Annotated in this window: 20 protein-coding genes; 7 read left to right on the plus strand and 13 right to left on the minus strand. The window is 65.4% G+C overall.

All coding sequences use genetic code 11. The features are described from left to right. On the plus strand, positions 1 to 1335 hold the full coding sequence (locus tag HIM68_RS16405) for an alkylhydroperoxidase domain protein (protein ID WP_172174106.1): 1335 nt from the start codon (positions 1 to 3) through the stop codon (positions 1333 to 1335). Between the two features lie 143 nt (positions 1336 to 1478). Here the strand turns inward: HIM68_RS16405 and HIM68_RS16410 are convergent, their stop codons facing one another. The 4 genes from HIM68_RS16410 to HIM68_RS19080 all read right to left on the minus strand — a co-directional run bounded on the left by HIM68_RS16410 (position 1479) and on the right by HIM68_RS19080 (position 5304). Further along, entirely contained in the window at positions 1479 to 1898 is a 420-nt protein-coding gene (locus HIM68_RS16410; RefSeq protein ID WP_139469337.1) for a DUF779 domain-containing protein, read from the minus strand. Beyond that, a complete protein-coding gene (gene adh, locus HIM68_RS16415; protein ID WP_172174109.1) occupies positions 1898 to 3421 on the minus strand; it encodes an aldehyde dehydrogenase in 1524 nt (507 codons plus the stop codon). The genes HIM68_RS16410 and adh overlap by 1 nt, the downstream gene beginning before the upstream one ends. 126 nt (positions 3422 to 3547) lie before the next feature. After that, on the minus strand, positions 3548 to 4201 hold the full coding sequence (locus HIM68_RS16420; protein WP_172174112.1) for an HAD family hydrolase: 654 nt from the start codon (positions 4199 to 4201) through the stop codon (positions 3548 to 3550). A 20-nt stretch (positions 4202 to 4221) separates the two neighbouring features. After that, the gene (locus tag HIM68_RS19080; RefSeq protein WP_253904008.1) at positions 4222 to 5304 is read right to left on the minus strand and encodes a GNAT family N-acetyltransferase; all 1083 of its coding nucleotides are present in this window, start codon (positions 5302 to 5304) and stop codon (positions 4222 to 4224) included. Positions 5305 to 5362: 58 nt separating this feature from the next. On the opposite strand from HIM68_RS19080, the gene HIM68_RS16435 reads away from it, so the two are divergent. After that, the gene (locus HIM68_RS16435) at positions 5363 to 5587 is read left to right on the plus strand and encodes a hypothetical protein (protein ID WP_139469332.1); all 225 of its coding nucleotides are present in this window, start codon (positions 5363 to 5365) and stop codon (positions 5585 to 5587) included. A gap of 17 nt (positions 5588 to 5604) precedes the next feature. Here HIM68_RS16435 and HIM68_RS16440 read toward each other — a convergent pair whose 3' ends face one another. Then, positions 5605 to 6675 carry an AI-2E family transporter gene (locus HIM68_RS16440; protein WP_139469331.1) on the minus strand — a complete coding sequence of 357 codons (1071 nt, stop codon included), beginning with the start codon at positions 6673 to 6675 and terminating at the stop codon, positions 5605 to 5607. A 97-nt stretch (positions 6676 to 6772) separates the two neighbouring features. Here HIM68_RS16440 and HIM68_RS16445 point away from each other — a divergent pair, with 97 nt between their 5' ends. Both HIM68_RS16445 and HIM68_RS16450 read left to right on the plus strand, forming a co-directional pair. Beyond that, positions 6773 to 9346, plus strand: a complete 2574-nt coding sequence (locus tag HIM68_RS16445) for a M3 family metallopeptidase (protein ID WP_139469330.1) — start codon at positions 6773 to 6775, stop codon at positions 9344 to 9346. After that, positions 9327 to 10088: a queuosine precursor transporter gene (locus tag HIM68_RS16450; protein ID WP_248284022.1), complete on the plus strand. Its 762-nt coding sequence runs from the start codon at positions 9327 to 9329 to the stop codon at positions 10086 to 10088. Before HIM68_RS16445 ends, HIM68_RS16450 begins: the two co-directional genes overlap by 20 nt. Positions 10089 to 10316: 228 nt before the next feature. On the opposite strand, the gene tgt is transcribed toward HIM68_RS16450, so the two are convergent. Continuing rightward, positions 10317 to 11573 (minus strand): tRNA guanosine(34) transglycosylase Tgt, encoded by a 1257-nt coding sequence (gene tgt, locus HIM68_RS16455; RefSeq protein ID WP_139469329.1) that lies wholly within the window; start codon positions 11571 to 11573, stop codon positions 10317 to 10319. A 21-nt stretch (positions 11574 to 11594) separates the two neighbouring features. On the opposite strand from tgt, the gene mmuM reads away from it, so the two are divergent. After that, positions 11595 to 12530 (plus strand): homocysteine S-methyltransferase, encoded by a 936-nt coding sequence (gene mmuM / locus HIM68_RS16460; protein ID WP_172174115.1) that lies wholly within the window; start codon positions 11595 to 11597, stop codon positions 12528 to 12530. A gap of 9 nt (positions 12531 to 12539) precedes the next feature. Here mmuM and HIM68_RS16465 read toward each other — a convergent pair whose 3' ends face one another. The 3 genes from HIM68_RS16465 to HIM68_RS16475 form a co-directional block, all read right to left on the minus strand. Continuing rightward, the gene (locus HIM68_RS16465; RefSeq protein ID WP_139469327.1) at positions 12540 to 13547 is read right to left on the minus strand and encodes an isopenicillin N synthase family oxygenase; all 1008 of its coding nucleotides are present in this window, start codon (positions 13545 to 13547) and stop codon (positions 12540 to 12542) included. A 108-nt stretch (positions 13548 to 13655) separates the two neighbouring features. Beyond that, a complete protein-coding gene (locus HIM68_RS16470) occupies positions 13656 to 15062 on the minus strand; it encodes an FAD-binding oxidoreductase (protein WP_139909698.1) in 1407 nt (468 codons plus the stop codon). Between the two features lie 2 nt (positions 15063 to 15064). Beyond that, entirely contained in the window at positions 15065 to 16126 is a 1062-nt protein-coding gene (locus tag HIM68_RS16475) for a histidinol-phosphate transaminase (RefSeq protein ID WP_139907131.1), read from the minus strand. Positions 16127 to 16340: 214 nt separating this feature from the next. Here HIM68_RS16475 and HIM68_RS16480 point away from each other — a divergent pair, with 214 nt between their 5' ends. Further along, positions 16341 to 17816: a malate:quinone oxidoreductase gene (locus HIM68_RS16480; protein ID WP_139469324.1), complete on the plus strand. Its 1476-nt coding sequence runs from the start codon at positions 16341 to 16343 to the stop codon at positions 17814 to 17816. A gap of 108 nt (positions 17817 to 17924) precedes the next feature. Here the strand turns inward: HIM68_RS16480 and HIM68_RS16485 are convergent, their stop codons facing one another. From HIM68_RS16485 to HIM68_RS16495, 3 genes are all read right to left on the minus strand, one after another. After that, positions 17925 to 18749 carry a bifunctional allantoicase/(S)-ureidoglycine aminohydrolase gene (locus HIM68_RS16485; protein ID WP_139469323.1) on the minus strand — a complete coding sequence of 275 codons (825 nt, stop codon included), beginning with the start codon at positions 18747 to 18749 and terminating at the stop codon, positions 17925 to 17927. A gap of 34 nt (positions 18750 to 18783) precedes the next feature. Further along, positions 18784 to 20091, minus strand: coding sequence for an aldolase/citrate lyase family protein (locus HIM68_RS16490; protein ID WP_172174118.1), 1308 nt, complete (start codon positions 20089 to 20091; stop codon positions 18784 to 18786). Between the two features lie 109 nt (positions 20092 to 20200). After that, positions 20201 to 21580 (minus strand): NAD-dependent malic enzyme, encoded by a 1380-nt coding sequence (locus HIM68_RS16495; RefSeq protein ID WP_172174121.1) that lies wholly within the window; start codon positions 21578 to 21580, stop codon positions 20201 to 20203. Positions 21581 to 21742: 162 nt separating this feature from the next. Here HIM68_RS16495 and HIM68_RS16500 point away from each other — a divergent pair, with 162 nt between their 5' ends. Beyond that, positions 21743 to 22522, plus strand: a complete 780-nt coding sequence (locus tag HIM68_RS16500; RefSeq protein WP_172174124.1) for an IclR family transcriptional regulator — start codon at positions 21743 to 21745, stop codon at positions 22520 to 22522. Between the two features lie 25 nt (positions 22523 to 22547). Here the strand turns inward: HIM68_RS16500 and aceE are convergent, their stop codons facing one another. Continuing rightward, on the minus strand, positions 22548 to 25292 hold the full coding sequence (gene aceE, locus HIM68_RS16505) for a pyruvate dehydrogenase (acetyl-transferring), homodimeric type (RefSeq protein WP_172174127.1): 2745 nt from the start codon (positions 25290 to 25292) through the stop codon (positions 22548 to 22550). Between the last annotated feature and the right edge of the window lie 56 nt (positions 25293 to 25348).

Consider the following 25348-nt stretch of genomic DNA (forward strand, 5'->3'; position numbering starts at 1 on the left):
ATGGCAGATATCATCAACCTCCTCGCCGGAATCGCGGCGAACGATCCTCTCGATGAGCTGCGCGGCCACCGGGCGCAGGCGAAGGAGAACGCGCAGCTGAGTTTCGAGGCTCTGCTCGAACCCGCTGATCCGAAGAGCGTGAGCTTCCGCGACCGTTATGCGGTCGCCGCGTTCACCGCGGGTCTGCTCGGTTCGACTCGGGCCGAGGAGTTCTACCGTGATCTCCTGCGTGACGAAGACGAGTCCGTGTCCTGGGCGGTCGCCGAACTCCTCGACGAGGCAACCTCGCCTGCCGGCACAGCTGGTCCCTACGGAATCTTCGAATCCACGGCGTTGGCCGAAGAGAACGTTCCCGGGCCGTGGCTGACTGCCGCCGAGGCGACGGCGGAGAGACTCGGTGAGAAGCTGACGGCAGGACTCGAATTCGCTCATCTTCTCGTTCTCCATCCGCGCGACAGCCGCCCGGGTCACCTCGCGCTTCTGCTCGAGGCGGGATGGGACGAGGACGGCATCGTCACTCTCGCTCAGCTCGTGTCGTTCCTCAACTTCCAGATCCGCATCAGCACCGGACTCGCCGCGCTCACCGATGCGGCCTCAGCGACCGCGGATACTCAACCGCACCAGGCGGACCGGTCGGAAGGCGAATCCGCGAACGAGACGGACGATGCCGACGACGGCCCCGCCTCGGCGAGAGTGGACGAAGCTCTGCAGGCCGTCGGCGACAGGGTGAAGACGTATCCGAATCTCCACCGCCCGAAGCTGTTCCAGCAAGGTGGGCTCGGGTGGGTGCCGTGGATCGCTCCCGTCGCCGAGTTGGACCTCGGCGATGACCAACGGGATGCCCTCATCGAGGCCGGACGGGCGAAGAACCCGTACTTCCGGCTGCTGGCGAGGGATCCTGCCGCACTCAAGGCACGGACCCTGACCGACTTCGACATCTTCTTCAACACCACCGACGGGCTCGGCCGGGCCGAACGCGAACTCGCCGCGACAGCGGCCTCGCGGCTCAACGGGTGCCTGTTCTGTGCGTCGGTCCACGCCGATCGGGCCACCGAGGAATCCGGGCGTCGTGACGTCGTCCAGTGCCTCCTCGACGAGGGAATCGGCACGAAGAGCCACCTCGGTGATCAGGTGTGGGATGCCGTCGTCGATGCCTCGGTGGCGCTGACCCTGACCCCGCAGTCCTTCGGCGTCGCACACGTCGAGCAGCTGCGTGCGGCGGGTCTCGACGACGGCGACATCATCGACGCACTCAGCTGTGCCGCCTTCTTCAACTGGGCGAACCGACTGATGCTCTCCCTCGGCGAACCCGAGGTGCTGAACGCCGGGAAGTGACCTCTTCTCGCAGGCGCGGTGGCTGCATGCGTCCTACGGCGTCGATGGTGTGGTCGATCCACGGCGTTTTCTGCGATCAGAACGCCGTGGATCGACCACACAATCGGGCATCAGCTGCGCCGGCTACCCGGCCACGCCTCGTCTCAGCCGACGTCCATGAGCGTCGAGCGGATGATGAAGCGGTTTCCCGTCGGTGATTCGACGCTGAAGCCGCTCCCCCGTCCCGGCACCACATCGATCGTCAGATGTGTGTGCTTCCAGTACTCGAACTGCTCCGTCGACATCCAGAAGTCCAGTCCGGCCTTCTCGGCATCGTCGATGGGCAGGTCGAAGTGGCCGAGCAGCACATCGGCTTCCGAGGTGAGGAAGTCGCCTTCGGGGAAGCACATGGGCGACGAGCCGTCACAGCAGCCACCGGACTGGTGGAACATGAGCTGTCCGTGTTTGTCGACGAGGTCGGCGAGCAGGTCGATGGCGGCCTGAGTCATCGCCACTCGCGATTTCTCTTCGCCCTCGATCGTCGGTGTCGATTCGAGAGCGGCTGTTTCGGCTGTTTCACTCATCAGAAGAATCCTTGTGCATTTTCGGAGTAGCTGACCAGCAGGTTCTTCGTCTGCTGGTAGTGGTCGAGCATCATCTTGTGGTTCTCACGTCCGATGCCCGAGGACTTGTATCCGCCGAACGCGGCGTGGGCCGGGTAGGCGTGGTAGTTGTTCACCCAGACGCGACCGGCTTGGATGTCGCGTCCGGCTCGGTAGGCGGTGTTGCCGGTGCGGGCCCAGACGCCGGCGCCGAGGCCGTAGAGGGTGTCATTGGCGGTGGCGATCGCGTCGTCGTAGTCGGAGAACGAGGTCAGGGCCACGACGGGTCCGAAGATCTCCTCCTGGAAGATTCGCATCTTGTTCGTGCCCTTGAAGATCGTCGGCTGGATGTAGAAGCCGCCGGCGAGGTCGCCGTCGAGTTCGGCTTTGTCGCCGCCGATGAGCACCTCGGCGCCTTCATCCTTGCCGATCTTCAGATAGGACATGATCTTCTCGAACTGGTCGTTCGAGGCCTGTGCGCCGACCTGGGTGTCGGTGTCGAGCGGGTTGCCCTGTTTGATGGAGCGGACGCGTTCGACGCCGGCGGCGACGAAGTCGTCGAAGATCGAGTCCTGGACGAGTGCACGAGACGGGCAGGTGCAGACCTCGCCCTGGTTGAGAGCGAACATCGCGAAGCCTTCGAGCGCCTTGTCTCTGAAGCTGTCGTCGGCGGCCATGACGTCGTCGAAGAAGATGTTCGGTGACTTGCCGCCGAGCTCCAGGGTGACCGGGATGATATTCTGCGAGGCGTACTGCATGATCAAGCGGCCGGTCGTCGTCTCTCCGGTGAAGGCGATCTTGCGGATGCGTTTGTTCGACGCCAGCGGTTTGCCGGCTTCGACGCCGAATCCGTTGATGATGTTGAGGACGCCGGGAGGCAGCAGGTCGCCGATGAGTTCGGCGAGGACGAGGATCGATGCCGGAGTCTGCTCGGCAGGTTTGAGGACGACGCAGTTGCCGGCGGCGAGCGCCGGTGCGAGCTTCCATGTGGCCATGAGCAGGGGGAAGTTCCAGGGAATGATCTGTCCGACCACACCGAGGGGCTCGTGGAAGTGGTAGGCGACGGTGTCGTCGTCGATCTGTGAGATGCCGCCTTCCTGCGCCCGGATGGCTGAGGCGAAGTAGCGGAAGTGATCGACGGCCAGCGGGAGGTCTGCTGCCAGGGGTTCACGGATTCCCTTTCCGTTGTCCCAGGTTTCGGCGACGGCGAGCATCTCGAGGTTGGATTCGATGCGGTCGGCGATCTTGAGCAGAATGTTCGACCGTTCGGCGACCGAGGTCTTGCCCCAGGCCGGTGCCGCTGCCCAGGCTGCATCGAGTGCGGTCTCGACATCATCTGCGGTGGAGCTGGGGATCTCGGTGAAGGCCTGCCCGGTGACGGGGGTGATGTTCTCGAAGTAGTTGCCGTCCTTCGGCGGCACCCACTCTCCTCCGATGTAGTTCTCATAACGGGGCTTGAACGTGACGAGCGCGCCGTCGGTACCGGGTGCTGAGTAGACTGCCATGACACTCCTTCGTGTGAGTCCATCCACCCCACAACACGTGCCTCGTCCGATGGCGGTCGGAGGCGCGGAGCGGATGTGTCCGTGTCCTCTCACCTTAGGTCGGAACCCGGGTGCGGACAATAGCCGTCATTGCTTCGTGATCGAGTTCTGAGAGTCCGTTCCACACAGGCCTTCTGTTAGTGCTTCGAGCGATTCCAGCCAGATGTCGGCGGCTCTCGTTTCCGACCACTTCCGTTGGATGACAGCCCAAGGCCCCCGCTGGAGGAATGCTGTCATCATTCCTGCTTGCTTCGCAGGGACGATGTCATTGTCGATTCTGTCTCCGACATAGAGAATCTGACCAGCCTCAACACCTGCGGCATCGACTATGCGATCAAAGAATTCGGGCTCCGGCTTGCTCACACGCCATGTTGCCGATGAAGCCAGAAAGTGAGGGGACAGACCGTTAGCCCTTAGCTGTCGCTCAACTCCATTTGGCTGATTGCCCGCGATACCCACGATTCTTCCAGATGTCTTGACTGCCTCGATGCACGCAGCTGCGTCTGCGTAGAGGTCTGCAAGTGTGACTGTAGTTTTCGCTGTGGGCGGTCGCACTCCCAGTTCGTTCCATATGCTTCGATGATCAACTCTCCTTTCGATCAGTGACCCGAACACAGAGAAGAAAGTGAACTCCGAGATTCCCGCTTCGTTCGCCAGCTCCGACCAACTTCGGGTCTCATTGACCAGAGTCTCGCCGACGTCAAAGACGATGGCGCGAATGCCGTTGAGTTTTTCGGTCAAGTCCCTAGCTTTATTCGATCTCATTCAACCGACTCCGAAGGTGGGCGACTTGCGGCGTACAGCACCATGTCTCGCCGAGTGCCGCCGATCTCCTGGTGTTCCACAAGCACTCGTTCGCGAACATATCCTGCTCTGTCAGCGGTCCGCAGTGATCCGGAATTCCCCGGTTCGATGAAGAGTTCGACTCGACTCAGCCCGGGAATCGTCCAGGCGAAGTTCGTCAGTGCAACGAGCGCCTCAGCAGCGTATCCGCGGTGTCGCGACGAGGGCGCGATCGCGTAGCCTGCACTGGCTCGGCCGTCTGCAAGGTCTTTGAGCCACAGACCGCAATGGCCGACTGCCTCATCGTCGGAGCGCCGCGCGATCGTGAACGAGAAACCCCGCCCTTCTGCGTGACGCCCCTGTTGTCTCCGAACCCAGGACTCAGCCTCCTCACGGCTGGCGTGCCCGGGCAGAGTCCCCGTCAGCGGCACGTACGGATCGGTGGACAGGTCGCGGGCCATAACAGCATCACGAAGTTCCACGCGCCGCAGTCGGATCGCGCCGAATTCCGGATCAGTCGAGGGCCACGGAGGCAGCCGATGAGGCGTGGGCATCAGCCGCCAATCGCCCCCCTGACCTCCCTGAGCATGGTGGCCCACCGGCTTCACCATGATCAGGCAGGGCGTGTCCGCTCCCCACAGGTCGGTCTCTTCCAGAGGCAGGAAGCCCATCTTTTCGTAGAAGTGTCGGGTCCGTGCATAGTTCGGGTCGTCCTTCGACGGACCGAGGGTCTTCACTTCGAGCAGCTGCGCCCCTCGGGCCCGCACATCCTCGGTGATGGCCTCGATCATCGCATTCCCAACGCCCTCGCCATGGACGGAGCGGTCGACGACGGTGAAATGGATTTCACTGGTCTGCGGGAAATGATGCGTCACCAACGTGACTCCGACGACTCGGCCATGTTCGTCGCGGACCGTCCACGTCTCCATGCGGCGCGCGTCGTCGATGTATTCGGCGTTGGATTCGGGTCTGCCGAACCATTCCGGCACGGTTGCAAGCAGCCGTTCCACGTCTTCGGGGACGGCATCGTCGCGCTGAGCTCTCCAGTCGGCTTCAGTCATGGGCTCCACCCTAGACTCCGCGTCGAGGCTCCGGTACCCCGTTGCTAGACTCAGCCCCATGAGCGAGCCCGAATCACCCGTCCTCCGACTGATCCCGTATCTCGCGGCGATCACCGTCACGGTGTTCGCCACACTGTCAGTGGTCGGCACCGGGGAGTCCAACCTGCTCGTCACGCTCGTCGTCGCAGCGGTCGGCTATTTCGGCACATATTTCATCGTCAAGCTCATCATCCACGCCCTCGTCACCCGCATCGGTTCAGACCACCACGACGACCACGACTGACAGTCGGCCAGCCGTTCCTACTTCTTCGCCTGCGCCGGGACGACGACCTTGCGGATGATGATGAGCGCCGAGGCGGCCACCGGCACCGCGACCACCGCACCGAGCACACCGCCGAGGGTTCCGCCGGCGATCGCGGCGATGATGACGAGGGCGCCAGGCACGTCGACGGCCTTGTTCATGATCCGCGGGCTGAGCAGATACGCCTCGACCTGCATGTACACGAGGTAGTAGATTCCGGCTGTGATGCCCAGCCCGGGCGAGACCATGAGGCACGAGGCGGTGATGATGATCGCCCCGGTGATCGGGCCGACCAGGGGTATGAGCGAGGCGAGAAACGCCACGAACGCCAACAGCGCCGGCAGCGGGGCACCGATGATGGTGAGGAAGATCGCCGAGCACACGCCGTTGATGACGCCCAAGGACACCTGACCGAGGACGTAGCGTCCGATGGATCGGGTGACCTCCTCGGTGACGGACTCGACCGTCGGCCGCGATGAGGCTGCGACCAGGGAGAACATCGCGGATTTGATCGTCGGCATGGACACGGCGAAGTAGATGGTGAGGATGACGACGATGATCACGCCGGTGAGGAAGCTGAGGATTCCCGCCCCGATCGACACGACGCCGCCGCCGAGGGAGAGCACATTCTTCGGATCCGAGGCCCAGTCCGCGATGTTGGCGAACACCGCATCGATGTCGATCGCGCCGGTGAATTGCTCTTCGAGCTCCGTCACCCACCCGGTCGTGGCAAGGTTCGCCACGATTCCGGGCAGATCCGCGACGAACGTCTGGATCTGACTGATCACGGCCGGCGCGATGAGCAGTGCGACGCCGACGACGATGAGGATGAAGGCCACGACAACGATGAGCACCGACAGCGACCGCGGAACCTTGCGGTCGACGAGCCACTGCACGATCGGTTCGAGACCGAGAGCGAGGAACAGTGCCAGACCGATATAGATGATCACGGTCGCCACGGACTGCAGCGCCGTCATCACCACGATCGCCAACCCGACGCCCAGGGCGCCGGTGAAACCGAGCCGGAACGCGCTGTTGAGTGTGAGGGACTTGCCCTGCCCAGTGCCCATGGAACCCAGTGTAACCAGCGATCATGCACTGGTCGGTCGACTCACGTTAGGATCGGAGCGAACCCCCAACCGCTTCAGAAAGTGAATCGTCGAGAAAATGAGCGCAGATCCGAACAGCATCGATGTCTGGGAAGCGTTCCTCGACCCGCAGTCCGACTATTCGCTGCCCGACTTCGCCGCAGTCACCCCGGAGACGCTGCTGACCGCGGTTCGCACGGCGACCGATTTCGCCCGCGCCGAGGTGGCTGCCATCATCGCCGACGACGCCGAGTCCACGTTCTTCTCCACCACGGTGAGATTCGAATCCGCGTCCGTGCCGATGACCCGCATCGCCTCCGTGGCGGCAGCCATCGAGTCGAATCATCTGCGTCCCGAACTCACCGACGCCATCTCCGAGACCTGGGAGCTCCTGTCGGCCACCGAGACCGAGATCCTGCTGAACGTCGACCTCTTCCACCGCATCGAGCAGGTTTCGGTCTCCGACCTCAACCCCGAGGACAAGCGTCAGCAGGAACTGACCATCGATCAGTTCGTGCGTGCGGGCGCCCGCCTCGGCGAGGACGAACGCGAGCAGATGGCCACGATCGCGGCCGAACTGACCACTTTGGAGAACTCCTTCTCCCGCGCGCTGCAGCTCGATACGCGCGAGTTGGCCGTCCACCTCAGTGAGGCCGATTCCCTGGCCGGGATGAACGACGATCAGATCGCGGCAGCGGCGAATCGTGCCGCCGAACGCGGCGTCGACGGCTACCTGCTGCCGCTGAACAACTTCACCCAACAGGGCGTGCTCGAATCCCTGAGCACAGCCCAGACTCGTCGGCACGTGCTGAACAACTCGATGGCCCGTGGATCCCGCGGCGGCGACGGCGACACCCGCACCCAGGTCGCCGACACCACGGCGCTGCGTGCACTGAAGGCGCATCTGCTCGGATACCCTTCCTACTCGTCCTTCGCCATCGACAATCAGACGGCCGGCAACCCCGATGCCGCTGCCGATATCGTCTCCTCTCTCATCAATCCCGCGAATGCCCAACTCGATGAGGAACTTGCGCAGGTCAAGGAGCGCTACGGCCTCGAGACGGTCGCGTCCGAAGACGTCAAGTACTACCTTGCGAAGTTCCGCGCCGACGAATTCGGCATCGACCCTGACGAGGTGGCCAAGTACTTCGAATTCGACACAGTCCTCACCGAAGGCGTCTTCCGGGCCGCCACCGGACTGTACGGAATCACGTTCGCCCCGTACGAGGGTGTCACCGCCTGGCATGAGGACGTCCGCGTCTATGAGGTCACCGATGTCAACGAACGTCACCTGGGGCTCGTCCTCATCGACCCGTATTCCAGGGATACGAAGCGCGGCGGGGCCTGGATGGACCAGCTGGTTCCGGCCTCCCGGCTGACCGGGCTGCTGCCGGTCGTCACCCTCTCGCTCAACCTCGCCAAGCCCGGTCCGGGCCGGCCCACGCTACTCAATCCGACCGAGCTGACGACGTTCTTCCACGAATTCGGCCACGTCCTCCACGGGCTCTTCGCGAACTCCACCTACCCGTCGACGGCCGGCACCGCCGTCCCCCGCGACTACGTCGAATTCCCATCCCAGCTCAACGAGATGTGGCGCTTCCACCCGCAGGTCCTCCCCCACTTCGCCAAGCACGTCGACACGGGCGAGCCGATGCCGGCCGAACTCGTCGACGCGCTCATCGCCTCGGAGAAGTTCGGGCAGGGATTCGACACGATCGAATATCTCGCCGCTGCCATGCTCGACCTGTCCTGGCATTCGCTCGAGGCCGGAGAGCACATCACCGAAGTCCTGTCCTTCGAATCGGAGGTGCTCGCCGCGGCCGGCTTCTCGCCGCTCGTTCCGCCGCGCTACCGGTCGACGTACTTCGGGCACATCTTCGCCTCCGGGTATGCGGCCGGCTACTACTCCTACCTCTACTCCGAAGTCATCGCCGCCTGGGTGAGCGAATGGTTCGAGTCCCAGGGCGGACTCAACCGAGAAGCCGGAGATGCCTTCCGCGAGGCGATCCTCGCCCCCGGCTATTCGGTCGACCCGATGGCGGCGATCGAACGCTTCTTCGGCACCCGCCCGGATGTCGCCCCGCTGCTGCGCCGTCGCGGCCTCGCGGAACCCGTGACCGAGGTCGACGGGGAGGAAACGACCGAGACCGAGTCCGGAGCCGCCTCGGCGATGTGGGATCACCCCAACCACGAGGCGGTCGCCGCCGATCTCGCGGCTGCGGGCATCGATCCGCGCATCGAGATCTTCGACGGCTCGACGCCGACGGCGGCCGCAGCGGCCGAAGCGCTGGGCATCGAGGTCGGAGCGATCGCGAACAGCCTCATCTTCTCCTCCGGCGGCGAACCCGTGCTCATCATGGCCTCGGGCGCCCACCGGGTCGACACCGCACATGTCGCCGAACTCATCGGCGTCGACTCCCTCGACCGGGCGTCGAAGGAACTCGTCCGCGAGGCCACGGGGCAGGTCATCGGCGGGGTCGCTCCCTGCGGTCATCCGGGGCCGATTCCGACCTATGTCGATGTGTCGCTGAAGGACTATCCTGTTCTCTGGGCCGGCGCGGGGACACCGAATTCGATGGTGCCTCTGACGTACGAGCAGCTGCTCACGGTCACCGGAGGAAAGGAAATCACCGTTGTCGCAGAAGAGTCCTGAGTCTGGGCGTTCCGAGTCCGAGTCTGGGCAGCCGGATCGCACCACCGATCCGGCGCACACCACCACCTCGGCTGCACGATTCGCAGCTTTCGCTTCCTCCCGGGGCCGCTATTATGCGGTCTTCCTCGCCGTGTTCTGCGCGGTGCTCATCATCTCGAACATCTCGGCCACGAAGGTCATCGGCTTCGGTCCGATCGTCACCGACGGCGGCGCGTTCCTCTTCCCGATCGCCTACATCCTCGGTGATGTGATCAGCGAGGTGTACGGCTTCAAAGCCGCTCGCAAAGCCGTGATCACCGGATTCGCCCTGCAGATCCTGGCCACCTTCGTCTTCTGGCTCGTGCTCATCTCTCCTCCGGGGCCCGGGTACGAGAACCAGGACGCGTTCGCCGCCGTGCTCGGCTTCTACCCGCGCATCGTCGCGGCGTCCCTCGTCGGCTACTTCGTCGGCCAGCTGCTCAACTCGTGGGTGCTCGTGGCGGTGAAGAAGCGCATGGGCGAGTCGAAGCTGTGGGTGCGGCTGCTCACGTCGACCGGTGTCGGCGAGTTCGTCGACACGCTGCTGTTCTGCATCATCGCCTTCGCCGGTGTCATCCCGGGGCTCGACTTCCTCAACTACATCATCGTCGGCTTCGTCTACAAGGTCGCCGTCGAGATCATCTTCCTGCCCGTGACCTACCGGGTCATCAAGCTCGTCAAACGCCACGAACCCAGCTACGAACTCGACGCGGCTGAAGCGTAGATTTCAATGACGCCTTAGCCGACCGGCGCGCGTTCGCGAACTGATGCACCGGACGCCCAGTGGTCAGCCCGAACGGAAAGCGGTTGTCGGCGAGTGCCATCGAGTTTTGTCACTGGCCGACATCGACTTCTGATCAGGTCATCGGGATAGAACTCGATGTGCTGATCAGAAGTCGATGACTGACCGGTACGGGCCGGCGGGCGACCGCAGCGACCGCCGGAAGCGCGGCTACTTCTTCGCGTAGTAGCGGCCGAGGACCTCGGTTTCGAGCTCGTCGAAGCGGCCGTCGATCATCGCCTGGCGGATCTCGGCGACGAGCGAGACGACGAAGTGCTCGTTGTGGATGGTGCACAGGGTGGAGAAGAGCATCTCCTTCGCCTTGTACAGGTGCCGCAGGTACGCCCGTGAGTAGTTCTGGCACGTGTAGCACGTGCAGTCGGGATCGAGCGGGCCGAAGTCGCGGCGGTACTTCGCGCCGGTGAGGTTGTACCGGCCGTCGCGGGTGTAGATCGCGGCGTTGCGGGCCACGCGGGAGGGCGAGACGCAGTCGAAGGTGTCCGCGCCGGTCTTGATCGCTTCGAACAGGTCGTCGGGTTCGGAGATGCCGAGCAGGTGCCGCGGCTTGTTCTCCGGCAGTTCCTCGCACACCCAGCGGATGATGATGCCGAGGTTCTCCTTCTCCAGTGCCCCGCCGATGCCATAGCCGTCGAAGTCCATCGCGCCCAGGTCGCGGGCGGCCTTACGCCGCAGATCCTCGTACTGCGCGCCCTGCAGCACCCCGAACAGTGCCTGGTAGGGCCGGTGCGACCGCTCCTCGGTGAGGCGGAAGTGCTCTTCGATGCAGCGGATCGCCCACAGCCGGGTCCGCTCGAGCGACTCCTCCTGGTAGCCGCGGGTGTTCACCAGCGTGGTCAGCTCATCGAAGGCGAACATGATGTCGGCGCCGAGTTCGTGCTGCACCCGCATCGAGATCTCCGGCGTGAACCGGTGCATCGATCCGTCGAGGTGGGACTTGAACGTGACCCCGTCATCGTCGACGTTCGACAGCCGTTCCTTGCCGACGGCGACGAGCTCGTCGTTCTGCTCCCCCGTCGACTCCATCGAAATGACCTTCTTGAACCCCGAGCCGAGACTCATCACCTGGAATCCGCCGGAGTCGGTGAAGGTGGGTCCGGGCCAGTTCATGAATTTCCCCAGCCCGCCGGCCTCGTCGATGAGGTCCGATCCCGGCTGCAGGTAGAGGTGGTAGGCGTTCGAGAGCACCGCCTGACCGCCGAGTTCGGCGACCTCGTCGGGGCGCACGGCCTTGACCGTGGCCTTCGTGCCGACGGGAATGAATGCGGGGGTCTGGATGTCGCCGTGCGGGGTGCGGATGACTCCGGTGCGTCCGCCCGTGTCCATGCGGGTGCCCACCTCGAAGCCGAACTGCGATCGGTCGTTGATGGGGGCGGTCTCGGATGCTGCCGGAGTTTCGTCTGTAGTCACCAGACAAGCTTAACTAAGTCCATGACGTTCACCCAGATGCTCACCCTCGCCGAGGCGGCCGCCCCCATCGTCATCGACGGCGGGCTGGGCAGTGCCGCCGAGGATCGCGGCATCGACCTCGACCATGCACTGTGGTCGGCCGAGCTCATCCGCCGTGTCCCCGACACCCTGCGCGCTGTGCACACCGCCTTCGCGAACTCCGGAGCCCGGATACTCACGACCGCGAGCTACCAGGCGACGCCGCTCGGGTTCGCCGCGGCGGGAATCAGCGCCGAGGAGGGCAGCCGGATCACCGGCGACAGCGTGCGCATCGCGCGCGCTGCGGCAGATCGCTGTGCCGCACCAAGCACAAGTATCCTCGTCGCCGGGTCTGTCGGCCCGTATGGTGCGGCGCTCGGCGACGGCGCCGAGTATACGGGAAGCTATCACCGGAGTCCTGAGGATTACACCGCCTTCCATCGTCCGCGCATCGAAGCCCTCGCCGAGGCGGGTGCGGACCTGCTCGCCATCGAAACCCAACCGCGCCTCGATGAGATCCGCGCCCTCATCGCTCTGACCGAGGACATCGGCCTTCCAGCTTGGGTGACCGTGACTCTACAGGGCACCACGGACACGACCGCCCCGACCATGCCCGACGGCAGCACCCTGGCGGACCTCGCCGAGGTGGTGGCCGCCTCGGCGAGCGTGTATGCGATCGGGGTCAACTGCGTTCGCCCGTCCCTCGTGACCCCGGCGCTGAGCGAACTGTCCAAGCACACAGACCTGCCGCTCATCGCCTACCCGAACTCGGGCGAAACCTACGACGCGGACACTCTGACGTGGCACGACGGCGCGGAGCCCGGCGTCGGGTCGTGGCCGGTGGCGGAGTGGACCCGCCTCGGCGCACGGATCATCGGCGGCTGCTGCCGGGTCCGTCCCGACGACATCGCGGTGCTCGCAGAACAGATTCGCCGCTGACGCGATTCCTCAGCCCTGGGCCCCCACGAGCTCCGGATAGTACTTCTCGGCGACGTTCGGGTGGGAGCGCAGCCGGGAGGCGAACGCGTTCTCCCCATAGACGGCGTAGAGGGCATCGCGTTCGTCGTCGGTGACCCCGCGGGCCTCGGCGGCGAGTTCGTCGGGCAGTGCGACCTCGGGCAGGCGGGCGCTGAGCGCCGGGTTATAGAAGAACGGGATGGAGATGCGGTCCTGGCCGGGACCGGTCGGCAGGACCCGGTGGACGGTGGCCTTGAGGTAGCCGTTCGTGGCGACTTCGAGGAGTTTGCCGATGTTGACGACGAAGGTGTTCTCGATCGGATCCGCATCGATCCAACCGTCGTCAGTGAGCACCTGCAGACCGGTGGTGCCCGGCTGCGGGTAGAGCAGGGTCAGGGTGCCGCCGTCGCGGTGCTCGCCCACCCCCTGGGTCACGGATTCGGACTCGGCTTCGGGATAGCGAACGATCTTGATGAAGGATTCGGCATCCTCGGCGAACGCGTCGGCGAAATGATCGCCGGGCTGGCCGAGGCTGAGCGCCCACTGTTCGAGAAGGCGTGCGCCGACCTCGCTCAGCTGCGCATGCCAGGAGTCCGTGGCCTCCCGCAGCTCGGGCAGCGATTCCGGGTACTGGTTGGGGCCAGTGAGATGGTCGAAGTCGTTGACCGGTTCGGCCACGGGTGTGCGTTCGGGGCCGATGTCGATCTGCTCGCGCCAATCCACGCGGCCCTGGGTGCGTTCGCCGCCGGTGCGGGTGTAGCCGCGGAAGTGCGGGGAGTTCGTGTTCTCGATCGCGAGCTTCTCGTCCTCGGGCAGTGCGAAGAAGTTCTGGGCGACATCGATGATGCGGCTGAATTCGGCGTCGGGGATGCCGTGGCCGGTGAGGTAGAAGAAGCCGATCTCGTGAGTGACGCGACGCAGGTCCTCGCGGAACTGTTCGGCGGTCGCGGGGTCATCGGCGAGGCTGAGGTCGAGAACGGGCAGCTGGGTGAGCGTCATGGGGATTCCTCTCTTTTCCCAGCACCTTAGGCCGCGCCCTGACGGGGCCGGCCGCGACCGGTCACAGTCGGTCGCGAACCGTCACATTCCGAGACATGAAGAGGAGAATCAGCCGAGCATCTTGCCCGGGTTGAGGATCCCCAACGGATCCACCGCCGCCTTGATCGAGGTCTGCAGCGCCCGCGCACCCGCATCGAGTTCGCGCACCAGCCAGTCCTTCTTCAGATACCCGACCCCATGCTCACCCGTGATCGTCCCACCCAGATCGAGACCCAGCTGCATGATCTCAGCGAACGTCTCCTTCGCCTCGGCCACACTCGCCTCATCCTGGGCATCGAAGAGCACACTCGGATGCATATTCCCATCCCCGGCATGCCCGGCCGTGGACACCTCCACCGAATGCCGGGCCGCGATCTCGTCCAACCTGGCGAAGAACTCGCCGAGGCGGGACCGAGGAACGCACACATCATCGATGAGCTCTCCCCCACCGAGCCCCGACACGTACTTCTCCATCGCCGGAGACACAGCCCGACGAGCCGCGACCAGCATCTCCGAATCCGCCGGATCATCGGAGAAGAACACCTCATCGGCACCCTGCGCTCTGGCGATCGCCTCGAACGATTGCAGCTCGGTCACACCGGCCTGCCCCGGAGCATCCGACTGCACCAACAACAGCGCACCGGCCCCGTCGGGCAGCCCGAAATCACCATAGGCATTGATCATGCCCACGGTGCCTCCGTCCATGAGCTCGAGCATCGACGGGGCCGCCCCGGAGGCCATGAACTCAGAGACCGTATGCCCGGCCGATTCCAAGTCCGGGAAGATCCCGACACCGGTCACCGGCGGAGTCAACAGAGGTCTGAGCCCGAGGGTGATCTCGACGATGACTCCCAGAGTCCCCTCGGACCCGACGAACAGACCCGCCAGATCGAGACCGGCCACACCCTTCGCCGTCTGCCGACCCAACCGGGTCACTGTCCCATCGGCGAGGACCACGGTCAGACCGCGCACGTAGTCTCGCGTCACCCCGTATTTCACACAGCACATGCCGCCGGCGTTCGTCGCGACGTTCCCGCCGATCGTGGAGATCGCCACCGACCCCGGATCCGGCGGATACGACAGACCGTGCTCGGCCAGAGCCGATTTGAGGTCTTGGTTGATGACACCGGGCTGGACACGGCAGGTCTGGTTCACCTCGTCGATGTCGACGATCGCGTTCAGCTTCGCGACGTTGAGCAGGAGCGCCCCGTCGGTGGCGTTCGCCGCCCCCGACAAACCCGTCCTGGCACCCTGAGTGACCACCGGGATCCGATGCGCGGTGGCGAAGCGCATCACCGCGACCACATCATCGACGTCGGCAGCTCGTACGAGCGCCGAGGCGGTCCCCACCGGACAGAACAGGGCCTTATCCGACGAATAGGACTCGATGACATCCCGATCGGTGACCAGGGCGCCCGCGCTCAGCTCGGCCGCAAGTCCGTCCAGGTCCGTGTCCACCGTCGTCTCCGCACTCATCGTCACAGCGACGCGGCGACCTTGAGCACGCGCTCGAGAGCCTCATCGGGTCCGATGCTCACACGCACACCGCCCTGCAGACGACGCACGGCCACGGCCTGCTTCGCGCACTCACCTTCGAAGGCGACGGCCGCCTCGGGGTCGAGCGCGATCCACACATAGTTGCCCTGAGCATCGGGCACGGACAGACCCAGCTCCCGCAGATCGTGAGCGAACCGGTCGCGCACCGCGGCGACTTCCTTGGCGCGCACGGCCACCTCGTCGACGCGAGCCAGGGATTCCCGGGCGGCGGCCTGGGCACCGGCGGTGACGGAGAACGGGGCGATGACCTGGCGCATCGCCGAGGCGATCTCGGCGTCGGCGATGCCGTAGCCCACGCGCAGACCTGCCAGGCCGTGCGCCTTCGAGAAGGTGCGGGCGAGCACGAGATTCGGGTGCTTGGCGCGAGCGGCGAGGGAGTCGGCCGCCTCGGTGGCGAATTCGAGGTACGCCTCGTCGAGGACGACGATGACGGACTCGGGCACCTCGGCGAGGAATCCCTCGAGTTCGGCATCGGTGATCGTCGGACCGGTCGGATTGTTCGGCGAGCACAGCAGCACGAGGCGGGTCGTGTCATCGATCGCCGCGGCCAGCCCGGCGAAGTCGTGCCGACCGTCTTCCAGGAGGTCGACGGGGCGCTTCTCCGCGCCCCGCGCCGAGGCGAGGATCGGGTACATCTCGAACGACGGCCACGGATAGACCACGGACGTGCCCGCTTCGAGGGTGATGTTCGTCAGCGCCGTGAGGACCTCGGAGGCCCCGGCGCCGGGGACCACCTCGGCGGGTTCGACATCGAGGTGGGAGGCGATATCGGCCACGAGCGCGGCTGCGGTGGGATCGGGGTAGTTCCCCGGAATCGCCGAGGCGGATGCCACCGATTCGACGACACCCGGAAGCGGCGGCAGGTGGTTCTCGTTCGACGACAGTTTGTACGGAGTCAGGCCGGGGGATGCGACGGGAGGCTTGCCGGGAACGTAGGGAGGGAATTCGGCGAGCGCGTCACGGAGCTGGAAACGTTTGGACATGTGCCCATAGTTGCATATCTTGTGGCGGGCAACACAGACTGTCTTGCCAAAGCGTCCGAATGGTCGGATAAAGGCGAGCAGGGCGGACGTCCATCCGCTGTGAGAATGCTCTCGCGACGCTTCGTTCCCTCCTCCCGGGTTACAGGTGGGCCGATGCCGGAGAGTACCCTGAGAGACGAATACATGTAGTCAGAGACGAGGAATGAGAGTCCAAATGCCCTCACCGCAGGAAAAAGTCGACGTCGTCTTGATCGGCGGCGGCATCATGAGCGCCACTCTGGGCGCCATGCTGACCGAACTTCAGCCCGATTGGGACATCCGTGTCTACGAGAAGCTCGACTATGTGGCAACGGAGAGCTCCGACCCCTGGAACAACGCCGGGACCGGCCACGCCGCACTCTGCGAACTCAACTACACCCCCGAGGACTCCAACGGTCAGATCGACCTGGAGAAGGCCTCGAACATCAACCAGCAGTTCCACCACTCGCGCCAGTACTGGTCGCACCTCGTCGACACCGGTGTCATCACCGATCCGACGACCTTCATCAATCCCATCGCCCACGTCAGCTACGGACGCGGCGACAAGGGACGTGACTACATCAAGAACCGCTACGAGACGATGGTGCGCAATCCGCTGTTCGCGGACATGGAATACACCGAGGACGCGGACACTCAGGCCGAATGGCTGCCGCTGATGTTCTCCGGCCGTGGTCCCGGTCAGGTCAACGGCATCTCGCGCATCAAGCAGGGCACCGACGTCGACTTCGGCTCTCTGTCGTCTCAGCTGCTCAGCTACGTCGCCGCCAAGGGCGCGACCGTGCGCACCAGCCACCAGGTCACCGACCTCGACCGTTCCTCGGACGGCTGGACTCTCACCGTGAAGGATCTGCTCTCGCACGAGACTCACCAGGTGGGCGCGAAGTTCGTCTTCGTCGGCGCCGGCGGCGGTGCACTGCCGCTGCTGCAGAAGTCCGGCATCCCGGAGGGACGCGGCTACGGCGGCTTCCCGGTCTCCGGCTACTTCCTGCGCACCGCGAACCAGGATCTCGTCGCCCGCCACCAGGCGAAGGTGTACGGCCAGGCCGCTCAGGATGCTCCCCCGATGTCGGTGCCGCACCTCGACACCCGTGTCGTCGACGGCCAGGACTATCTGATGTTCGGCCCCTACGCCGGCTTCTCGCCGAAGTTCCTCAAGAAGGGCCGCTTCACCGATCTGCCGCTGTCAGTGCGCGGAAACAACATCGGCACGATGCTCAATGTCGCCAAGGACAACACGGATCTTGTCACGTACCTCCTCGGTGAGCTCGCCGCAACGAAGAAGGCACGCTTCGAGGCCCTGCAGACCTTCATCCCCTCCGTCGACCCCGCCGACTGGGAACTCATCCAGGCCGGTCAGCGCGTGCAGGTGATGAAGAAGGATCCGAAGAAGGGCGGCGTCCTCCAGTTCGGCACCGAACTCATCTCGTCCGCCGACGGTTCGCTGGCGACCCTGCTCGGTGCTTCACCGGGTGCCTCGACCGCGGTGCCGATCATGATCGAACTGCTCAAGACCTGCTTCCCGCGCGAGTTCGCGGGCTGGGAGAAGAGCTTCAAGGACATGATCCCGTCGCTCGGCCGCGACCTCGTCGATGACGAGACGCTGCTCAAGGAGGTCTCCGAGTACACCTCGCGGACCCTACAGCTCATCTGAGTGGACTGACGCACTCAGCCGACTGACATACAGGAGAAGCGGCTGGCCGGAATCCTTTCCGGCCAGCCGCTTCTTGCGTTCCCTCAGGAGTTCGGAGCGTCGAGAAGCTCAGAGCTCGACCTGGCGGTTGACGTCCTTGTACAGCAGGTAGCGGAAGCGTCCGGGCCCTCCGGCATAGCAGGCCTGCGGGCAGAAGGCGCGCATGGAGATGAAGTCGCCCTCCTGCACCTCGACCCAGTCGCCGTTGAGACGGTAGACAGCCTTGCCCTCGAGCACGTAGAGGCCGTGCTCCATCTCATGCGTCTCCGCGAACGGGATGACCGCTCCGGCTTCGAAGGTGACGATGTTGACGTGCATGTCGTAGGCGAGGTCGTCCGGGTCGAGCGGGCGGGTCGTGCGCCAGCGTCCGTCGGTTCCGGGCATCGGCGACGGTTCGACATCGGCTTCGTTGCCGAACTTCGCCTCAGGGGTCAGTCCCGCCACGGGCTGGTAGCGTTTGCGCACCCAGTGGAAGCGGGCCGCCTCGGTGCCGGTGGACGTCGCCGACCACGTCGATCCGGCGGGCAGGAACGCGAACCCACCCGGAGTCAGCGTGTGCGCGGTGCCCTCATGGGTGACCTCGAGCGTTCCGGCCATGACGAAGAGGAACCCTTCGACCTCGGGCTGCGGTTCCGGCGCCTGCGAGCCGCCGCCGGGCGCGACTTCGAGGATCGTCTGCGAGAACGTCACCGCTCCCCCGGCCACGGGCTTGCTCAGCACCCACGACCGGGTCCCGGTCCACTCGGGCAGATTCGAAGTGACGATATCGCGCATCACTCCGCGCGGGATGACCGTATAGGCCTCGGTGACGAGTGCACGGTCGGTGAGCAGATCGGACTGCGGCGGGTGGCCGCCGGTCGGGGCCCAGTAGGTGTACGGGTCGGTCGTCGTCATGGGCAGGGTCTCCTTCGGTCGGTGGTCGGTGGGCTCAGTCGAGCGAGCCGGTGCGGGCGAGCTGCCCGAGCTGGGTGAGGCTGAGATTCGTCCGCGAGGTCACGAACTCCTCGGTGTGGGCTCCGCAGACGAGTCCCCTGTCGAGGTAGCGGGCGAGCGCCTTCGCGGTCGCGGGTTCGTCGAGGACCGTCGAATCCGCCTTGAACACGTAGTCGTGCAGGCGCTGCGCCGCCCGTGGCCCGCCTTCGCGGTAGAAGGCGAAGGTCGCCAGGAACCTGGTCGGCAGCTGGTGCGGGTGCAGATCCCAGCCCTGGTAGATCCCTCGTTTGAGATGGCGGCGGACGAGGCCGGCGTGCAGAGCCCACGCGTGGTGGACCTCCGCCGGCTCGCCGAGCGGGAGGATGTTCGTCGACCCGTCGGAGAGGTGGACTCCGGTGCCCGCGACGGCGAGCATCATCTGGTTCTTCGCGAAGTCCGCGACCGGATGGTCCATCGCCTGGTAGGCCGCGGCCACTCCCATCGACGCCGAATAGTCATAGGTTCCATAGTGCAGCGAGGTCACGCGCCCGGCCCCGGCCTGCAGCGCCGTCGCCAGCGGCACGGTGCCATCGGCGGCGAGGACGAGCTGCGGGGTCTCGACCTGGATCTCGAAGGTGATAGTCCCTTCACCGAGGCTGTGCTCGGCTTCCAGCGCTCGCGCGGCGACCACCATCGCCCGGACCTGATCGACGGTGCTGACCTTCGGGAGGGTGAGCACGAGATTCTCCGGCAGTCTGCCGCCTGCCTTGATGAGTTCGGAGAGGAACAGGTCGAGAGTGCGCAGACCGCGTTCCCGGGTCGCTGACTCCATGCATTTGAACCGGATTCCGACGAAGCCGGGGGCTGCCTTCTCCGCGCGGCCGGCCACCGCATCGCGGGCGGCCTGGACGACCCACCGATCCTCGGTCTCATCCCCCTGGTCGCCGAATCCGTCTTCGAAGTCCAGACGCAGGTCCTCGATCGGCTCACGTTCGAGCTTCGCGGTGACCGCCTCGGCGAGGAGTTCGGCCTCCCGCGCCACCTGGTGGATGCTGGGCACCTGGCCAGGGATCGCGGGACCGGATTCCTTCCGGGCTGCGGTGATGACGCGTTCGGCCAGCTGCAGCATTCCGCCGTGGGCCTCGACGCATTCGAGCGCCTGCTGCCCCCACTGGTACGGCAGGTCGGCACTCGTGCGGTGTCCGGGCACGTACACGGTGTGCACTGGCTGGCGGACGTCGCGATCACCGGGGTACGCGGTCGCCAGAAGCTCGTCCGTGTCTCCCAGCAGTGAGTCGATATCGGCGAGTGTTGATCGTTCCACTTTCACATTCTCTTTCTCTGCACGGGGTTCGACGGCGAGGCGGCGGCGCCTGACCTGGCCTCATTGTCTCTCATTCTCCGTCCCCAGGCACGCAAGGCTCTCTGGGGTTTCAGGACGAGACCCGGGCGACCGCCTCGGCGACCTTCTTCGCGACTTCGGGATCGAACACGGAGGGGATCACGTAGCCGGGGTGGAGTTCGTCCTCGGGGATGCACGAGGCGATGGCATCGGCGGCGGCGACCATGATGTTCTCATCCACGTCGCGGGCTTCGGCGTCGAGGAGTCCGCGGAAGATTCCCGGGAACGCGAGCACATTGTTGATCTGGTTCGGGAAATCGCTGCGGCCGGTGGCCACGACGGCTGCGTGTTTCGCCGCCTCGGCGGGGTCCACCTCGGGGTCGGGATTGGCCATGGCGAAGACCAGCGCGTCCTTGTTCATCGCCGCGATATCGTCACCGTCGAGCACATTCGGGGCGGAGACGCCGATGAACGCGTCGGCGCCGACGACGGCTTCCTTGAGGGTGCCGGAGAAGCCCTCGGGGTTCGTATTCGCCTGCAGCCACTTCTTGTGGTCGGTGTCGACCGTCGAGTCCGGGCCGATCGCCCCGTCGCGGCCGCAGGCGATGATGTTCGCGGCACCGGCGACCTGGAGGAGGCGGATGATGGCGTTGCCGGCCGCGCCGACTCCGGAGACGACGATGCGCAGGTCCTCGATCTTCTTGTCGACGACCTTGAGCGCGTTCTTCAGCGCGGCGAGGGTGACGACACCGGTGCCGTGCTGGTCATCGTGGAAGACGGGGATGTCGAGTTCCTCGCGCAGCCGGGCCTCGATCTCGAAGCAGCGCGGGGCAGCGATGTCTTCGAGGTTGATTCCGCCGTAGGCCGGTGCGATGGCCTTGCAGATGGAGATGATCTCCTCGGTGTCCTTCGTGTCGAGGGCCACCGGCCAGGCATCGACATCGGCGAACTGCTTGAACAGCACGGCCTTGCCCTCCATCACCGGCATGGCCGCTTCGGGGCCGATATCGCCGAGGCCGAGCACCGCGGTCCCGTCGGTGACCACGGCGACGGTGTTGCGTTTGATCGTCAGCCGACGTGCATCCTCTTTGTTCTCAGCGATCGCCTTGCACACACGGGCCACACCCGGGGTGTAGGCACGGGAGAGGTCGTCGCGGTTGCGCAGGGGCACCTTCGGGGTGGATTCGAGCTTGCCGCCGAGGTGGAGCAGGAAGGTCCGGTCCGACACCTTGTGGACGTCGACTCCGGGCAGGGCACCCAGCGCATCGGAGACTTCGTCGGCATGGGCGACGTCGCGGGTATCGGCGCTGACGTCGATGATGACCGAGTGCGGAGTGGACTCGACGACGTCGAGGGCGGTGACTGACGCGCCGGTGGCGGCGGCCGCGGCGACGAGGTCGGAGGTCGAGGCCCGACCGACCTGGGTGCCGACGCGCAGAGTGATGGAGTATCCGGGGCTGGTGGCGACCATGGGCAATATCCTCCTTGATATCGAGTTTCCGTATTATGGATAATAACTTCTGCCTAGTGGAAATACTAGACGGTGTCAGTGGATTCGGAAAGTTTCTTCCATTTCGGGACTAGACTGAACGGAGTTTCACTGCCGAGACTCACCACAGATTAAGGAACATCGATGAGCAGCAAGGACACCCCGGCGATCCGCCAGTCCAAGGGCGGCGTGCAGTCCGTCGAACGCGCGTTCGGACTGCTTGAGTGCATCGCGAACTCCGCAGGATCGGCGACGCTGAGCCATATCGCCGCGGACGTCAATCTGCCCCTGCCGACGATCCATCGTCTGCTCAACACCCTGGTCAACCTCGGCGTGGTCCGACAGCTTCCCGACCGCGGCTATGCGCTCGGGCCCGGGCTGGTGCGACTCGGCGATATCGCCGGCTCCCAGCTCGGCGCCGTCGCCCGCCCTTATCTGCGCGAACTCGTCGCCGAGCTCGGGGAGTCGGCAAACGTGGCAACGATGGACGGAGACATGGTCGTCTACGTCGATCAGGTCGCCTCCGAACGCCAGATGAGGATGTTCACCGAGGTGGGACGCCGTGCCCATATGCACGCCACCGGGGTCGGCAAGGCCATTCTCGCGGGGCTCGAGTCCGAGCAGGTCCGGCATATCGCAGCCACCGCCGGAATGCCCACCCCCACGGAATACAGCATCGGGACGATCGAGGATCTCGAAGCCGAGCTGAGCCGCATCCGTGAGCGCGGCTATGCCATCGACGAGCAGGAGCAGGAGCTCGGCGTGCGCTGCTTCGCCATGGCCATCCCGGACTCCCCCGCGCCTTTGGCGATCTCCGTGTCGGGTCCGATCAGCCGCGTCGACCAGTCGTTCGCCGATCGCGCCGTGCCCCTGCTCAAAGACGCGGCCGCCCGCATCTCCGCAGAGATGCAGAGCGGCCGCTGACTCTGGCTTCAGCTCCCGGACCGGGTCAGGAGTCTCCGCCGGCCGTTCCCGAGGTGCCGGCGTTGACGTCGTTCAGACGATAACGTCGAGCCGCCTCGGCGGGAATGGATCCGTCGATCTCACCGCGCTTGGCAAGCAGCTGCAGGGTGCGCACGACCATCGAGTGCGCGTCGATCTTGAAGTGCCTGCGCGCGGCGGCGCGGGTGTCGGAGAAACCGAACCCGTCGGCGCCGAGCGTCGCGAAATCGTGGTCCAGGTACGGCCGGATGAGATCCGGCTGGGTGGAGTCGAAGTCGCTCGTGGCCACGATCGGGCCAGGCTGCCCCTCCAGCTTCTGACGCACGTACGGCACGCGGTCGGCCGCCTCGGTGCCGTCGGCGGCGCTGAGTTCCGCAGCTTCGCATTCGAGGCCGTCGCGGCGCAGCTGCGCCCATGAGGTCACTGACCACACGGCGGCATCGACGCCCCAGTCGGCGGCGAGCAGGTCCCGGGCCTCGAGAGCCCAGGGCACGGCCACACCGGAGGCGAGCAGCTGCGCTTGCGGACGGTCGCCGGGGGCCGCCTCGGCGACGCGGTGGATGCCCTTGAGGATGCCCTCGACGTCGACGTCCTCCGGTTCGGCCGGCTGGAGCATCGGCTCGTTGTACACGGTGAGGTAGTACATGACATTGCGCTCGTCCTCGCCGAGGTCGTGCTCTCCGTACATGCGATGCAGACCGTCGCGGACGATATGCCCGATCTCGTAGCCGAAGGCCGGATCAAAGACGCGCACGGCCGGGTTCGTGGCCGCGAGCACCGGGGAATGTCCGTCGGCGTGCTGCAGGCCCTCACCGGTCAGGGTCGTCCGTCCGGCGGTGGCGCCGATGATGAACCCGCGGGTCATCTGGTCGCCGGCAGCCCAGAAGGCGTCACCGGTGCGCTGGAACCCGAACATCGAGTAGAACACGTAGATCGGGATCATCGGTTCGCCGTGAGTGGAGTACGCGGTTCCCGCGGCAGTGAATCCGGCCGCGGCACCGGCCTCGTTGATGCCCACGTGGAGGAGCTGGCCGCTCGTGGCCTCCTTGTACGAGAGGAACATCTCGCGGTCGACGGCGAGGTAGTTCTGCCCGTTCGGGTTGTAGATCTTCGCGGTCGGGAAGAACGCGTCGATGCCGAAGGTGCGGGCCTCATCGGGGATGATGGGCACGATCCGCTCGCCCAGCCCCTTCTCTCGCATGAGGTCCTTGAGCAGCCGGACGAAGGCCATAGTCGAGGCGGCCATCTGCTGCCCCGAGCCCTTCTTCGTCTGTGCGAACGCCTTGTCGCTGGGCGCGGGCAGGGTGATCTTGTTGTGCTCGGGTTTGCGTGCCGGCAGGAAACCGCCGAGCTGACGCCGACGGTCGAGCATGTACTGGATCTCTTCGGAATCCTTGCCCGGGTGGTAGTAGGGCACCGCGTACGGGTCCTCGTCGATGACCTTGTCGCTGATCGGGATGTCCATCCGATCGCGGAAGGCCTTGACGTCGTCGGCGGTGAACTTCTTCATCTGGTGCGTGGCATTGCGGGACTCGAACGTCGTGCCCAAGCCGTAGCCCTTGACGGTCTGCACGAGGATGACGGTCGGCTTGCCCTTAGTGTTCACGGCCTTCTGGTAGGCGGCGAAGACCTTGTGATAGTCGTGGCCGCCGCGTTTGAGGTTCCAGATGTCGTCGTCGGACAGGTGGTCGACGAGCCCCTTCGTCGCAGGTGTCCGGCCGAAGAAGTTGTCGCGGATGAATCCGCCGGATTCGGCCTTGAAGGTCTGGTAGTCACCGTCGAGGGTCTCGTTCATGATCTTCACGAGGTCGCCGGTGCGGTCCTTGGCCAGCAGGTCGTCCCATTCGCGGCCCCACAGCACCTTGATGACATCCCAGCCGGCGCCGGTGAAGGTCGCCTCGAGCTCCTGGACGATCTTGCCGTTTCCGCGCACGGGGCCGTCGAGGCGCTGGAGGTTGCAGTTGATGACGAAGGTGAGGTTGTCCAGCCCTTCGTTCGCGGCCAGCTGCAGAGCGCCGCGCGATTCGGGTTCGTCCATCTCGCCGTCGCCGAGGAACGCCCACACCCGCTGATCCGAGGTGTCGGAGATGCCGCGGTTGTGGAGGTAGCGGTTCATCTGCGCCTGGTAGATCGCGTTGATCGGGCCCAGACCCATCGACACGGTCGGGAACTGCCAGAACTCCGGCATCAGCCGCGGGTGCGGATACGAGCTCAGTCCGTGCGGGGCACGTGAGACCTCCTGCCGGAACCCGTCGAGGTCGGCCTCGGTCAGGCGGCCCTCGAGGAACGCCCTGGCGTACATTCCCGGTGAGGCATGGCCCTGGAAGAAGACCTGATCGCCGCCGCCGGGGTGGTCCTGACCGCGGAAGAAGTTGTTGAATCCGATTTCGTAGAGCGTGGCGGCGCCGGCGTAGGTGGAGATGTGCCCGCCCACGGAGATCTCGGGCCGCTGCGCCCGATGGACGAGCATGGCGGCGTTCCACCGCAGCCATCTGCGGAAGCGGCGCTCGACCTTCTCCTCGCCGGGATAGAACGGTTCCTGGTCAACGGGGATGGTGTTGACGTAGTCAGTGGTGGTGACCTTGGGCTGGGCGACGGAGTTCGTGGCCGCGCGTGCACGCAGCGCCTCCATGATCTCGCCCGCGCGCTGGGTTCCGCGCGCGCCGACGAGCCCTTCCCAGGACTCGATCCATTCATCGACCTCTTCGTCGACGTGTCCCCTCGGACTCGCCGAGGTTGTGTCCTGTGTCATATCGGGGTTTCCTTCTCACGGGGTCCGGGCTCCCGGAACAGTACCCCGGGAGCCCG

This window comes from Brevibacterium sp. CT2-23B (genome assembly GCF_013168765.1).
Lineage (GTDB): Bacteria > Actinomycetota > Actinomycetes > Actinomycetales > Brevibacteriaceae > Brevibacterium > Brevibacterium sediminis.